Source organism: Hymenobacter terrigena, from assembly GCF_054776515.1.
Genome location: NZ_BAAHBU010000003.1, coordinates 136,196 through 149,892 on the forward strand (window position 1 = coordinate 136,196; position 13,697 = coordinate 149,892).

The 13,697-nt window shown below is 61.2% G+C and carries 14 protein-coding genes; 9 read left to right on the forward strand and 5 right to left on the reverse strand.

What is annotated here, in order from left to right; translation table 11 throughout:
- Positions 1–124 precede the first annotated feature (124 nt).
- A complete protein-coding gene (locus ACYU7Q_RS13705; RefSeq protein ID WP_460610003.1) occupies positions 125–577 on the forward strand; it encodes an energy transducer TonB in 453 nt (150 codons plus the stop codon).
- Positions 578–687: 110 nt separating this feature from the next.
- Here the strand turns inward: ACYU7Q_RS13705 and ACYU7Q_RS13710 are convergent, their stop codons facing one another.
- Entirely contained in the window at positions 688–2,586 is a 1,899-nt protein-coding gene (locus ACYU7Q_RS13710) for a BamA/TamA family outer membrane protein (RefSeq protein WP_460610004.1), read from the reverse strand.
- 253 nt (positions 2,587–2,839) lie between these two features.
- Here ACYU7Q_RS13710 and ACYU7Q_RS13715 point away from each other — a divergent pair, with 253 nt between their 5' ends.
- The 4 genes from ACYU7Q_RS13715 (at position 2,840) to rfbD (ending at position 6,275) form a co-directional block, all read left to right on the forward strand.
- Positions 2,840–4,108, forward strand: coding sequence for a putative DNA modification/repair radical SAM protein (locus ACYU7Q_RS13715; protein WP_460610005.1), 1,269 nt, complete (start codon positions 2,840–2,842; stop codon positions 4,106–4,108).
- A gap of 7 nt (positions 4,109–4,115) precedes the next feature.
- Entirely contained in the window at positions 4,116–4,391 is a 276-nt protein-coding gene (locus ACYU7Q_RS13720; RefSeq protein WP_460610006.1) for a hypothetical protein, read from the forward strand.
- Between the two features lie 87 nt (positions 4,392–4,478).
- On the forward strand, positions 4,479–5,390 hold the full coding sequence (locus ACYU7Q_RS13725) for a TIGR03915 family putative DNA repair protein (protein ID WP_460610007.1): 912 nt from the start codon (positions 4,479–4,481) through the stop codon (positions 5,388–5,390).
- A 21-nt stretch (positions 5,391–5,411) separates the two neighbouring features.
- On the forward strand, positions 5,412–6,275 hold the full coding sequence (rfbD, locus tag ACYU7Q_RS13730) for an SDR family oxidoreductase (RefSeq protein WP_460610008.1): 864 nt from the start codon (positions 5,412–5,414) through the stop codon (positions 6,273–6,275).
- A 4-nt stretch (positions 6,276–6,279) separates the two neighbouring features.
- Here the strand turns inward: rfbD and ACYU7Q_RS13735 are convergent, their stop codons facing one another.
- Positions 6,280–7,488 (reverse strand): MFS transporter, encoded by a 1,209-nt coding sequence (locus ACYU7Q_RS13735; protein ID WP_460610009.1) that lies wholly within the window; start codon positions 7,486–7,488, stop codon positions 6,280–6,282.
- Positions 7,489–7,608: 120 nt separating this feature from the next.
- On the opposite strand from ACYU7Q_RS13735, the gene ACYU7Q_RS13740 reads away from it, so the two are divergent.
- Both ACYU7Q_RS13740 and ACYU7Q_RS13745 read left to right on the forward strand, forming a co-directional pair.
- Complete coding sequence (locus ACYU7Q_RS13740; RefSeq protein ID WP_460610010.1) at positions 7,609–8,133, forward strand: GreA/GreB family elongation factor; 525 nt, start codon at positions 7,609–7,611, stop codon at positions 8,131–8,133.
- Positions 8,134–8,179: 46 nt separating this feature from the next.
- Positions 8,180–9,106, forward strand: a complete 927-nt coding sequence (locus ACYU7Q_RS13745; RefSeq protein ID WP_460610011.1) for a bestrophin family protein — start codon at positions 8,180–8,182, stop codon at positions 9,104–9,106.
- Between the two features lie 27 nt (positions 9,107–9,133).
- On the opposite strand, the gene ACYU7Q_RS13750 is transcribed toward ACYU7Q_RS13745, so the two are convergent.
- Positions 9,134–10,063: a helix-turn-helix transcriptional regulator gene (locus ACYU7Q_RS13750; protein WP_460610012.1), complete on the reverse strand. Its 930-nt coding sequence runs from the start codon at positions 10,061–10,063 to the stop codon at positions 9,134–9,136.
- Positions 10,064–10,227: 164 nt separating this feature from the next.
- On the opposite strand from ACYU7Q_RS13750, the gene ACYU7Q_RS13755 reads away from it, so the two are divergent.
- Positions 10,228–11,757 carry an aldehyde dehydrogenase family protein gene (locus ACYU7Q_RS13755; protein WP_460610013.1) on the forward strand — a complete coding sequence of 510 codons (1,530 nt, stop codon included), beginning with the start codon at positions 10,228–10,230 and terminating at the stop codon, positions 11,755–11,757.
- A gap of 63 nt (positions 11,758–11,820) precedes the next feature.
- Here ACYU7Q_RS13755 and ACYU7Q_RS13760 read toward each other — a convergent pair whose 3' ends face one another.
- A complete protein-coding gene (locus ACYU7Q_RS13760; RefSeq protein WP_460610014.1) occupies positions 11,821–12,192 on the reverse strand; it encodes a four helix bundle protein in 372 nt (123 codons plus the stop codon).
- 77 nt (positions 12,193–12,269) lie between these two features.
- Here ACYU7Q_RS13760 and ACYU7Q_RS13765 point away from each other — a divergent pair, with 77 nt between their 5' ends.
- Complete coding sequence (locus ACYU7Q_RS13765) at positions 12,270–12,668, forward strand: DUF779 domain-containing protein (RefSeq protein WP_460610015.1); 399 nt, start codon at positions 12,270–12,272, stop codon at positions 12,666–12,668.
- Here the strand turns inward: ACYU7Q_RS13765 and ACYU7Q_RS13770 are convergent.
- On the reverse strand, positions 12,665–13,645 hold the full coding sequence (locus ACYU7Q_RS13770) for a WD40 repeat domain-containing protein (RefSeq protein WP_460610016.1): 981 nt from the start codon (positions 13,643–13,645) through the stop codon (positions 12,665–12,667). The two genes, ACYU7Q_RS13765 and ACYU7Q_RS13770, sit on opposite strands and share 4 nt — an antisense overlap.
- Positions 13,646–13,697: the final 52 nt, after the last annotated feature.

Genomic DNA, 13,697 nt, shown 5'->3' on the forward strand with positions numbered 1-13,697 from the left:
TATTGTGCCCGCCGGCACATTTATTTTATTTAGAAAAGCCAATTTTAGTAAAAATTTCGTAGTTTAGTCTGTTGCTAGACTTTACGGCCTGGCGTTTATCATCTACACCTTATTCCCTCGCAACGTGATAAATCCTCTACGTTTCCTATTAGGTGTTGGTCTGTTGGGCTTGCTGGCTACCGGCCAGACCCTTGCCCAGACCGGCCCTAACCCCGCCGCCCACACCAGCCCCGTGGCCCCGGCCGCCATCAAGCCCGATTCGGTGTTCATCAACCCGGAGGTGCGCCCGCAGTTTACGGGCGGAGACAAAGCCTTTGCGGCCTATCTCAGCAAGAACATCCGCTACCCACAGCAGGCGTTGCAGCGGCGGATATCGGGGCGCGTATTTGTCAGCTTCATTCTCAGCGCCCAGGGCAAGGTGCAGGATGCCCACGTAATAAGCGGCCCCGGCAACGGCCTCAACGAAGAGGCCCTGCGCCTGGTGTGGCTGATGCCGCCCTGGGAGCCCGCCCGCTCCAACGGCCAGCCCGTGCGCGTGGCCTGCACCGTGCCCATTTCCTTCAATTCGGGTAATTGAGCAACTCAGGGCGGTTGTCATGCTGAGCGGAGCGAAGGACCTTATCCGATTATGCAGCCGTGATAAGGTTCTCGGCTCCGTTCAGGATGGCAACCATTCATCCATCCACTCTATTGAAACGGTGCCGTGCCGGGCGCCCCGAGGCCGAAATCGTTGAACGTTACCGTTTCGCGGGTCGACTCGAACATCTTGATGCCGTTGGGCGTGGCCAGCCCGCGCGGGTAATAGCCAATGAGCAGCTGGAACGTGCGCAGGGCCGTGAATTCGTTGCGGAAGCGCAGGCCGAGCCCGAAGGCCGTGTAGGGCGAATTGCCAAAGGGCGTGCCGCCCCGGGGCTGGTCGCTCACCCAGGCCGCATCGGCAAAGGCAATGCCCGCCAGCCGGAAACCCAAAAGTGAAAGCGGGGTAAAGAGCGTCGTTTCGTAGTTCACCACGAAGCGGCTGGTGGCGATGATGGGCTGCCCCGGCGAAAACCCGCGCAGGCCCCGGTCGTTGGTGATGCCCTGGAGGATGTCGCCGGGGTTGCGGTTCAGTCCAATGGTGCCCCGGCTGCTGAGGAAGTGCCGGTACTGCCAGTTGCCCGCGTGGTAGAGTTTGGTGAAGGCCGTGAGCTCGGTGCCCAGCAGGCCCTGCTGCCACACGCGGGGCTGGTTGATGGTCTGAAACGAACCAAAATCTACGCCCCCGTAGAGGTAGCCGCTGTTGGCGCTGAAGCTGGCCGCCGCAATGCGGATGTCGAAGTAGCGCCGCGGCAGCACGCTGTTCATATCGTAGCCCGCCGTGAAGCTGAGCAGCGTACCCGTGGGCACGTCCTCGGTGCGGCCAAAGCCGAACAGGTACCGGGCCTTATAGTAGCGCCGCACCGAATAGCCTACCGTGCCCAGCAGCAGCGCGCCGTTGTGGTAGGCCGGCGGCGGAATGTCGGTGGGCTGCGGCGTAGCCGTGTAATTGGTGTTGATGACGCGGGCCGCCACAATGATGCGGCCCGGGTTCTCGTAGCCCAGGTCGTAGGAGCGCAGGCGCAGGGCCCGGCCCACCCAGGCATCCTGCACCAGGTAGTGCAGGGGGTAAAACACGTACGGCTGCCCCTCGGGCGGAGCCTGCAAGGGAATGTCCTGGTTGTAGGCATTCAGGTTGATTGCCCCGGCGTAGCGCGTGCTGGGCGAGTAAAAATCGCGGGTGAGCGACACCCCGCCCGAGCGGTAGTTGTTTTCGTTGCGGTAGCGCGCCTGCGCGTACAAAAAGTGCCGAAACGGGGCCGTGTAGCTGCCTTCGTAAGCCCAGCTCTGGGGCAATTCGCGGCCGTAGCGGTAGGAATTGGTCAGCTGGTGGCCCTGGCCCAGAAAGTTGTCGTCGCCGGCCGTGATGACGCCCGACGTGGGCGTGCCCACTTCCACCCCCGCCGTGATGCTGAACACGTCCTTGGTCAGCACCTCAATATCGACGCTGTCGCGGGTGGTGGTGCGCTCGTTCACCAGCACGCGGGCGTCCAGGATTTCGGGCGTCTGGCGCAGCAGACGTTCTGATTCGGCCAGGGCCTGGGGTTCCAGCGGCTGGCCGGGCCGAAACAGCAGCACCTGCCGGATGCGCGAACGGCTGGTTTTAATGTGCAGCGCATTGCCCGCCTTCTCAATGGCGGTGCGCGGCACCCGGGTCGAATCTGAAAGGTTGTACCCGAAGGCATCGAGCGTGCGAATGTTGATGCGCCGCACGATTTTGAAGTTGTGCCGGTCAAACTGTCGGTCCAGCAGCACGGCATCGAGCCCGGCCTGCTCTTCCTGTCGCCGCGTGAAGTTGAACAGGGCCGATGCCGCCCGGCCGGCTATGGTTTTGCGGCGCGAGTAGGCCTGCAGCCGGTTCAGCAGCCGCTGCTCGTCGAAGCGCTGGCGTAGGGAGTCGGGGCGCTGGGGCAGTATCTCTAGCTTGGCGTTGAGCGAGTCGGGCGGCACGGCCGAGCGCGGGTCAAACGTCTGCGCGCATATTGGCCGGGCCAGCAGGCCCAGGAGCAAAAATACAAGCAGAAAAAAACCGCGAAAGCTCATTTGGGGACGCAACGCCGCAAATTACGAAAAGGAGCCGCCGCATCAGCCCACTAGCTAACCACCGGCCACATTAGGCTATTCTTTTTACTAAGCCGTTGCGAAAAGGAGGCTAGGTGTTTTTCCCATTAAAAGAAACTATTTCCAAAAAAATTAGCTTAAACGATAGTGCCCAATTGGGCGCTGGTTATTAATTTTAAGGCCGAAAGCAACGTCCCGCCGCATGAACGAGCGCATTCAGGAGAAACTAAGCATATTAGCCGATGCGGCTAAGTACGATGCCTCGTGCAGCAGTAGCGGCGGCAAGCGCAAAAACGAAGGCAAAGGCCTTGGCAACGCCGAAGGCATGGGTATTTGCCACAGTTACACCGAAGACGGTCGCTGTGTGAGCCTGCTGAAAATCCTGCTCACCAACCACTGCATTTTCGACTGCGCCTACTGCGTTTCGCGCCGCAGCAACGACGTGAAGCGCGCCGCCTTCACGGTGGATGAAGTGGTGGACCTCACCATCAATTTCTACCGCCGCAACTACATCGAGGGCCTGTTCCTGAGCTCCGGCATCTTCTCCAGCCCCGATTATACGATGGAGCGCTTGGTCCGCATTGTGAAAAAGCTGCGCACCGAGCACAAATTCAACGGCTACATCCACGTCAAAACCATTCCCGGCGCTTCGGAGGAGCTGATTCAGGAAGCCGGACTGTATGCCGACCGCCTGAGCGTGAACATTGAGCTGCCCTCCGAGCTGGCCCTGACCACGCTGGCCCCGGAGAAAAACTACCAGGAAATCCTGACCCCGATGAGTCAGATTCGGGACGGCATCATTCAGAATAAGGAAGAAAAGGCGCTGTTCAAGAAAGTGCCCGCCTTCGCCACCGCCGGCCAGACCACTCAGCTCATCGTGGGGGCCAGCGCCGAAACGGATTTGCAAATCATCAAGCTCACCGACAGCCTTTACCAGGGCTACGGGCTGAAGCGCGTGTATTACTCCGGCTACATTCCTGTGACCGACGATGCCCGCCTGCCGCAAGTCACGCAGCCGCCCGTTATCCGGGAGCACCGCCTGTACCAGACCGATTGGCTGATGCGCTTCTACGGCTTCCAAGCCGATGAAATCCTCGACCCCGCGCACCCGCACCTCGACCTCGAAATCGACCCCAAACTGGCCTGGGCCCTGCGCAACCGCCACGTTTTCCCCATCGATGTGAACGTGGCCGACTACGAGATGATACTGCGCATTCCCGGCGTGGGCGCGCGCTCGGCCAAGCGCATTGTGGCCGCCCGCCGCTTTACTACGCTCAACATGGAAACCCTGCGCCAGCTGGGCGTAGTGCTCAAGCGCGCCAAATATTTCCTCACCTGCCGGGGCGAGCACCAGCCCGTTATCGGCGAGCTGACCGAGCAGCAGGTGCGCCGCCAGATTCTGTTCGGGGCCGGCTCGGTGCGCTCGGCCCTCGTCACCCAACAGCTCGATTTGTTCGCCCAAGCCTCCTGATTCTGCCATGCAAGCTGATTTCAATTCTGAACCTTCCACCTCGCTGCTGAACCCCGGCCAATTGGGCGGCGTGCAGCACGACATCCTGTTTTCTGTCATGAAAGTCATTCACCGTCAAGCCCAGCCCCAGCCTGCCGCGCAGCCGCAGTCCGATAAAGTGAACCGCCTCTCGTGCTGCTGCCGCATCAGCGAGCTCATGCCGCTCGTGCGCCAGCTGCACGACGAAGCCCGCGCCCGCCACGAAGCCCGCCGCCAGCGCGAGCAGCGCCAGCAGGCAGCGTAAACCCGTAGCGTGGACGCTGCGAGTCCGCGCATTGCCTACCGGGTTCGCTTAGGCGCGGACTCGCAGCGTCCACGCTACAATTCCCTATTGAAGCCCATTCGCCGCCCATCTGCCGCGCTTGCACCTGCCGCCCCGCACCGGGCGGGCGCGCCTGCGCTCACCGCCTCGCCGCTGGATTACACCTACGACGGCACGTTTGAGGGCCTGCTCACAGTGCTTTTTACGGTGTACGACTGGCGGGCAGCGCCCAACAGTATTCAGCCCGAAGCCACGGCTCAAAGCGGCCTTTTCGCCCGGCCGGCCCACCGCGAAACGGACGAAGCGCTGGCCGCTCGTGTATGGGAAGGCCTGCTGAAAACGATGGACAACGAGGCCCGCGCCCGCCTCTACCACGTTTTCCTTAGTGAAGATGCCGACCGCGAACTGCTGATTTTCCGTTACGTGGATTTGGCCCTGCGCTCGCCCGTCGACATTTCCGAGAACTACGCCAACGCCGACGTGCGCCGCGTGCAGCGCCTGGCCCAGATGATGTTTCGCGAAAAGCACCGCATGGAGGCCTTCGTGCGCTTCGAAAAGACGGCTGATGAGCTGTTCCACGCCACCATCGAGCCGGACATGGACGTGCTGCCGCTCATCGCCGCGCACTTCACCAAGCGCTACGCCGACCAGCGCTGGCTGATTTATGACCGCCGCCGCCACTACGGGCTGTACTACGACCTCACGCGCACCGACATCGTGCAGTTTGAAAACCCGGCGGGCCGCAATGCCACCGATATTGCGGCCACCGTGCTCGATGAGCGGGAGCCGCTGTTCAAGCACCTCTGGCAGGCGTATTTCGACCACGTCAACATCCCCGAGCGCAAAAACCTGAAGCTGCACCGCCGCCACATGCCGCTGCGCTACTGGAAATACCTGAGCGAAAAGCAGCCCCGCGAGCAGCGTTTTGTTCCCATCAACAACAAGCGCCCGCCCGGCGAAGCTAACTTGCGGCTCGAATAAGAGCTTTAAGCAGCACCATTTATGAATAAGACGTTGGTTTTCGGCGCCCACGGGCAATTGGGGCAATGCCTGGCGTATGTGGCACAGGAGCGGAACACGCCGGGCCTGGTATTCCTGTCCGAAGCCGAAGGCAACATTCTTAACCCGGCCGCACTGGCCACGCTTTTTGCCGAGCACCGCCCGGCCCACGTCATCAATTGCGCCGCCTACACGGCCGTGGATAAGGCTGAGGACGAGGTGGAGCTGGCCCGCAAAATCAACCGCGACGGAGTAGAAAATCTGGCCCGCCTCTGCGCGGAGCACGGCACTACGCTCATCCAGATTTCGACGGATTTTGTGTTTGCCGGCGCGGGCAATGAACCGTTGCTGGAGACCGATGAAACCGCGCCGCTGGGCGTCTACGGCCTCACCAAGCTGGAAGGCGAGCAGGTGATTCCGGGCCTCACCGAGAAATACTTTACGTTGCGCACCAGCTGGCTATACTCGGAGTTTGCCGGCAACTTCGTGAAAACCATGCGCAAGCTGGGCCGCGAGCGCGACGAGCTGCGCGTCATCTGGGACCAGGTGGGCTCGCCCACCTACGCCATCGATTTGGCCGGCGTCATTCTCGGGATTATTGAGAACGGCAGCACTGCCTACGGCCTCTACCATTACAGCAACGAGGGCCTGACTTCGTGGTACGACTTCGCCACGGCCATTTTCGAGCTTAGCAAAATAGCGGTGAAAACCACGCCCATTCGCTCCAGCGAATACCCCACCAAAGCCACTCGCCCGCCGTTTTCGGTGATGGATAAAACCAAAATCAAAACCCAGTTGGGCGTGGCCATTCCACATTGGCGCGAGAGCCTGAAAACTTGCCTGCAACGGCTGGAAACGGCCGAATAGTGCCTTACGGTCGTCCGTAGAAACGGCTTACCAGGTACGCTGCGCCCGCAAACGCTGCCCCCAGCACGCACACGCCGGGCCAGCCGCCGTGCACCCACGTCAGCCCGCCGGCCACCGAGCCAACGGAACCACCCGTGAAATAACCGGTCATGTACACGGTGTTGAGCCGGCTGCGGGCCTCGGGCACCAGCGAGAAAATCTTGGTCTGGTTGGAGATGTGGGCCGATTGCACGCCCACATCCAGCAAAATCACACCCAGCACCAATCCGGCCAGGTGGTAGCCGGTGAGGCCCATCAGCACGTAGGAAGCCAGGGCCAACAGGATGCCCACGCCAATGGCGAAATCCGGTCCGCGCGTGTCGGCTGCCTTGCCGGCCAGCGGCGCGGCCAATGCGCCCACGGCTCCAATCAGCCCGAAAAATCCGGCCACGTCGCTGCCATAATGGTAAGCCGGGCCTTCCAGGAAAAAGGCCAGCGTGGTCCAGAACACGCTGAAGGCCGCAAATAGCAGCCCGCCCACTAGCGCCGAGCGGCGCAGGGCCGGCAACTCGGCCACCAACGTGCCCAGGGATTTCATCAGTGCGCCGTAGGAGCCCGCGAAGTTGGGCCGGTCCTGCGGCAGGCGCCAGGCCAGCAGGCCCAGTAGCGCCAGCATCAGCCCGGCCGCGATTTCGAACATGGCCCGCCAGCCCAGGTGCGCGCCCACGTAGCCGCTCACGGTGCGCGAGGCCAGAATCCCAATCAGCAAACCGCTCATGATGCGGCCCACAATGCGGCCGCGGTCGGCCTCCGGGGCCAGGTGCGCGGCCATGGGCAGCAGTAGTTGCGGCACCGACGAGCAGATGCCCAGCAGAACACTGGCCCCGGCCAGCAGCGCGAAGCTGGGCGCAAACGCCGCCAGTCCCAGGCAGGCCGCCGCGCCCAGCAGCATGAGCAGCATCAGGCGCTTGCGCTCCAGCATGTCGCCCAGCGGCACCACGAATAGCATGCCCAGCGTGTAGCCCACCTGCGTGGCCGTGGCTACCAGGCTGGCGCTGCTGTCGCTCAGGTGAAAGGTGCGGCCGATGGCGGCCAGCAGCGGCTGGTTATAGTAGATATTGGCCACTACCAGCCCGCAGGTGAGGGCCATGAGCCAGACGAGGGCACCGTCGAGCCGGCGGGTGAGGGGGGCAGCGACCGCCGAATCAGCAGTCTCAGTAAGCAATTCTGACATTGAATAGCGCGAATGAATCGGGATAGGGTAGCGGCGAAATAGCGTAGGGTAACCGCTTTGCGGCCCCGATGGTTGCGCCGGGCCCGCGCAACCTGCCCGCCGCGCCTGCGTTTTCTATTCATGAGCCGAGGATTTACCAAGGAAGACGACGCGCAGACGCCGCCCATTATTCCGCCCCGGGCGGCCCTGCCGCCGGGCACGCCCAACTACGTCACGCCCGCCGGCCTGGAGCAGCTCCGCGCCGAGCTGGCCACCCTCGAAGCCGAACGTGCCCAGGCCGAAGCCAACCACGACAACGACACCGACCGCACCCACCGGCTCTCCCTCTACAACGGCCGCATCGCCCTGCTACTGGAGCGCCTTGGCAGCGCCAAAGTGGTGGACCCCGCCGGCCAGCCGCCCAAAGAAGTGCGTTTCGGCGCCACCGTCAAACTGCGCACCGTCAGCGGCGGCAAGGTGGGTTTTGAGCGAAAATTCACGATTGTTGGCGTCGATGAGGCCGATGTGGCCCTGGGCAAAGTGGCGTTCGTCGCACCCATTGCCCGGGCCGTGCAGGGCGCGAAGCTGAAGCAGCAGGTGACGCTCAAACTCGGCTCGCAGGAGGAAGTGGTAGAAATAGCTGCTATTCAATATTCTGAAGCGTAATTTCGGCCGCGTTGTTTCGGCACCCGGCCGCATCGCCTGTGTTCCCATGATTGTTTATAAATCTACCGACTGGTGGGAGGCCCTGCGCCACCTGCGCTCCTCCGGCATCATCCGCCTGCTGCTGAAACGGGTGCTGTTTGTGGGCATTTATGCCACCATCGTCACGGCCCTCGTCATCCGTTTCGAGCGCATGAACGTGGCCGTTGACAAGGAGTTTTTCTCGTTCCTGGGCATCATGCTCAGTTTACTGCTGGCCTTCCGGACCAACACGGCCTACGACCGGTTCTACGAAGGCCGCCGCCTCTGGGGCCAGCTTACCAATAACTGCCGCAACCTGGCCGGCCTGCTCCACGCCCGCCTGCCGGCCGATGACTACGCCACGCGCACCTACCTCGCCCGGCTACTTTCCAACTTCCCCATTGCCTTGGATGGGCATTTGCGCAGCGGCGTCCGCTTCGAGAAGCTCGAACCCGTCGAACCCGGTTTCATCGACCACCTGCAAGCCGTGCGGCACGTGCCGTCCCGCCTGGCGGCCATGCTGCAGGAATTCTACGAGCAATTGCTGCGCGAAGAGCTCATAATGCCTACGCACCTCATCACCATCCAGCGCCACCACGAGGCGCTGCTCGACGTAGCCGGCGGCTGCGAGCGCATCAAAAACACACCCATTCCCTTCTCCTACAGCTATTTCATCAAGGGGTTTGTTACGGTGTTCATCCTCATCATGCCCTTTAACCTGCTCGATACCTACGAGTGGCTCACGGTGCCCATCACCATGTTCGGGGCCTACGCGCTGTTGGGCGTGGAAATGATTGGCGACGAAATCGAAGACCCCTTCGGCAAAGACAGCAACGACCTCCCGCTCACCCAAATGGCCAACCGCATGCGGGCCAACATACACGAAATCCTGGGTGTAGACCTGCACGAAGACATTCGCGGCCTGGCCGATGCGCCGTATAGTGTAGTCTTTTAGCCGTAGCGCGGACTCGCAGAGTCCACGCTACGCCGCCAGCTGCTTCTTATACGCCCCCGGCGTCACACCCTCGTACTTCTTAAACAGCGCCTGGAAATACGATAAATTATTAAACCCCGCCCGCAAGCACACCTCTGCCACACTGGCCAGCGGGTGACGCAGCAGCCGCTTGGCCTCGCCCAGCCGCTCGCGGATGATGTACTCGACCGGCGTAATGCCAAACTCGCGCTTGAACACGCGGAAGAACGTGGCCTTGCTCATGCAGGCCAGCGCGCTCAGCTTGTCGATGGTGAGATTCTCGCCCAGATGGTTCTTGATGTAGCCCACCACGGCGGCGAAGCGGTGCGTGGTAAGGTGCCGGGCGTAGTCGTGGAAAATGAGCTGGCGGGCCTGCGTCTGCATCAGGCGCACCAGCAATTCCTGCAAAGTGAAGCCGGCCAGCACGTCTTTGTTGACATCCGAAGTGCGCGACACGGCCACCAGGCGGCCCAGCGTATCGGTCAGCTCGGGCGTGTTGGTGAGGTGGGCGTACTCGGGGCCCTCGATGGCCCAGGGCTGGTGCGGCTCGGATTTGGGGTACCGCTCGTTCAATAAATCCACGGTGTGGCGAATGGTATCGGGCGCGATGGCCACGGCCAGGCACTGCGTGGGCTGGCACAGGCAGGCCTCGGGGAAGTCGATTTCCATCAGTTCGTCCTTGTCCACCACTACACTTTCGCCGGGCAGATAGTCGAACGCCTCGCGGCCGGGCAGGTGCATTACTTTCTTGCCGCGCAGCATGGTGGTCAGGGCCAGGCCGTCGAGACGCAGGGGCACGCGGTGGGCGGCGCGGTGCGTCTCGAACACGTTGAGTTCGAAGCCCTGGAGATGATACACGGTCCGGTTTTCGACCAGGGAATGCAGGCGCTCCAGTGCGAGCGGCGCAACGGCAGTAGGCAGGTGGACGCGGGTGGGCATGGGCGGAAAGTATGTGGTGAGGAAGTACACACTCCCAACACGGAGGTGTGGCAGCAAGTTGCGACAATTTCGGCACTCTTTGCGATAATACCACAACCTGGGCGCAGGTTAAGAACAGACCTTTACACCCTATCTCGTTCACCTCATTCCCATCCAACAAAGCCATGGCTGAAACCCTCGAAGAAACCACCACCGTGGTGGCCCGCCCCCAGTTCAAATCGCACTACGACAACTTCATCGGCGGCAAATGGGTCGCGCCCGTGAAGGGCCAATATTTTGAAAATCCTTCGCCGATTGACGGCAAGGCCTTTACCAAAGTGGCCCGCAGCACCAAGGAAGACATCGACTTGGCCCTCGATGCCGCCCACGAAGCGTTCAAAACCTGGGGCAAAACCTCCGCCACCGAGCGCAGCAACATCCTCAACAAAATTGCCAACCGCATTGAAGAAAACCTTGCCCACCTCGCCGCCGTGGAATGCGTCGAGAACGGCAAGCCCATCCGCGAAACCACCTACGCCGACATGCCGCTGGTGGTGGACCACTTCCGCTACTTCGCCAGCGTGATTCGGGCCGAGGAAGGCGGCGCTACCGAGCTGAACAGCACCACGCTGTCGCTCAACATTCAGGAGCCGCTGGGCGTTGTCGGCCAGATTATTCCCTGGAACTTCCCGCTGCTGATGGCCACCTGGAAGCTGGCCCCGGCCATTGCCGCCGGCTGCACCGTGGTGATGAAGCCCGCCGAGCAAACCCCCGCCAGCATCATGGTGCTGATGGAGCTGATTCAGGACCTGGTGCCCGCTGGCGTGATTAACGTGGTGAACGGTTTCGGCCTCGAAGCCGGCAAGCCGCTGGCCTCGTCGCCGCGCATCCAGAAAGCCTCGTTCACGGGCGAGACGACTACCGGCCGCCTCATCATGCAGTACGCCGCCGAAAACCTGATTCCGGTGACGATGGAGCTGGGCGGCAAGTCGCCAAACATCTTCTTCAAGAGCGTGATGGACGCCGACGACGACTTCCTCGACAAGGCCATCGAAGGTGCCGTGATGTTTGCCCTGAACCAGGGCGAAATCTGCACCTGCCCCTCCCGGATGCTCATTCAGGAAGATATCTACGACGAGTTCATTGCCCGCGTCATTGAGCGCGTGAAGGCTATCAAGCTCGGCAACCCGCTCGATATGAACACGATGATGGGCGCGCAGGCCTCGAACGACCAATTTGAGAAAATCCTGAGCTACCTCGAAATCGGCAAGGCCGAAGGCGCCGAAGTGCTGGTGGGCGGCGAAGCTCATTCGCAGGAGCACCCCGAGCTGGCCGATGGCTACTACATCCAGCCCACCATGTTCCGCGGCCACAACAAGATGCGGATTTTCCAGGAGGAGATTTTTGGGCCGGTGGTGTCCGTCACCACCTTCAAGACCGTGGAAGAAGCCATTGAAATTGCCAACGACACGCTCTACGGCCTCGGGGCCGGCGTGTGGACCCGCGACGCGCACGAGCTCTACGAAGTGCCCCGCGCCATCCAGGCCGGCCGCGTGTGGGTGAACTGCTACCACGACTACCCCGCCGGCGCGCCCTTCGGCGGCTACAAAGCCTCCGGTTTTGGCCGCGAAAACCACAAGATGATGCTCTCGCATTATCGCCAAAACAAGAACATGCTCATCAGCTACAGCCAGCAGAAACTCGGTTTCTTTTAGCAATGGGTGAATGAGTGAATGGCTGAATGGGTGAATGATTTTGTCATTTGCTCATTTAGCCATTCATTCTTTGCCCTTGTGTGTACTGCGGGCTTTTTCCAGCACGGAAACAATTTCTAAGTATTCCTGCTCCAATCCAGTTAATCTTGCTTCAGAAACGATACCAGCCTCTCGCAGCAACTCAAGCCATAGCTGACTTTCATCGGCTTCTTCTACGCAAAGGCTAAGTTTTGCGTATTGTTCTCTTGCCGAACGTGCCCGGCATACGGCCCGGTAATTTGCCGCTACTGAAGTAGCAGACCGTAGCAGCTTTTTACCCAGGACCTGCGCCTCGCCGGTGGATGGAAGACTTTGATAAAGTTTAATAACCCGTAGCGCCGCTGCTTTAGTGCGCTGCCGAAATGCGTTAACAAAATCCACTTTTGAAGAATCCATGAGCCGAAAACTGAATGAGTAATGAACATACAATTCATTCACCCATTCAGCCATTCGCTCATTCACCCATTGACAAAATGCCCACGCCCCGCGTCCTCGTCACTGCCGCTGCCGAAGCCACCATCGACCTGCTCCGCGACGAGCACGGCCCGCTCATGTTCCATCAGAGCGGCGGGTGCTGCGACGGCTCCTCGCCCATGTGCTTCGCCAAAGGCGAGTTTCGGGTGGGCGGCAACGATGTGTGGTTGGGCCGCATCCACGGCTGCGACTTCTTTATGAGCGCCAGCCAGTTCGAGTACTGGAAACACACCCAGCTCACGGTGGACGTAGTGAAGGGCCGTGGCGCCAGCTTCTCGCTGGAAATCCCACTTGGCGTGCGGTTTCTGATTCGCTCGCGGCTATTTACCGAGGACGAGGAAAAGGACATGGAGCCGGTGTACGCCGGCGACGAGTACCCCCATATGCAGCCTATCTAGGGATGCAGCTGCCACAGGTCTACTGTTTGGTCGGAGCTGGCACTGGCCAGCCAATGGCCATCGGGGCTATAGTCCACATCGTAGGCATCGTCGTGGTGCTGGGCAAAGGTGCGCACCAAGCGGCCCGACGCCACGTCCCAAAGGCGCACGGTCACGCTTTTTCCGGTGGCATTGATGCCGAAAAAGTGCTGAAAAATTTCGCCCAAGGCGGTTTGGTCGCGGTAGGCTCCAGCCAGCTGTTGGTTGTCGGGGCTGAATTCGAGCGAATAAACGCACTCGCCGTCGCCGCGAAAGGTGCGCAGTTGCTGCCCCGTACGCACGTCCCAAAGCCGAATGGTTTTGTCGTCGCTGGCGCTGGCTAGTTGCCGGCCGTCGGCGCTGAAGTCAACGTTCAGCACGGCTTCGGTATGGCCCGTGAGGGTGCGCACCAAGTGGCCCGTTGCCACGTCCCACAGCCGGATGTCGTTGTCGAAGCTGCCGCTGGCCAGCAGCCGGCCATCGGGGCTGAATTTGACACCCCAGACGTTGAGCCGATGGCCGGGGAAGCTGCGAATCAATGCGCCGGAATCGAGGTTCCACAGCTTCACGAGCTTGTCTTCGCCGGCGCTGGCCAGGGTGTGTCCGTCCGGACTGAATGTAACGGCCCAGACGGTGCCGTTGTGGCCGGGCAGCGTTTTCAGAAGCCGCCCGTCAGCCACACGCCACAGCCGAATAAGGTTGTCGTACCCGCCACTGGCTAAAAACTGTCCGTCGGGGCTGAATTCGACGGTAGTTACGCCAACCGGATGTTTCAACACGTGCAGCACCTGGCCCTGCTTATTCCAGAGCTGCACAGTACTGTCGATGCTGGCACTAGCCAGCAGAGTACCGTCGGGGCTGAATTTTACTTCCCATACGTGCGCTTTATGTCCTCTGAATTCGAGTTGCAGTCGTGCCGGCTCCGAAGAAGCCTGCGATACCCGGTGGCCCCATCGCACATATGCAAAGGCACCCGCGACCAGCAAGAGCAGTATGGCGAGTGTAGCGAAA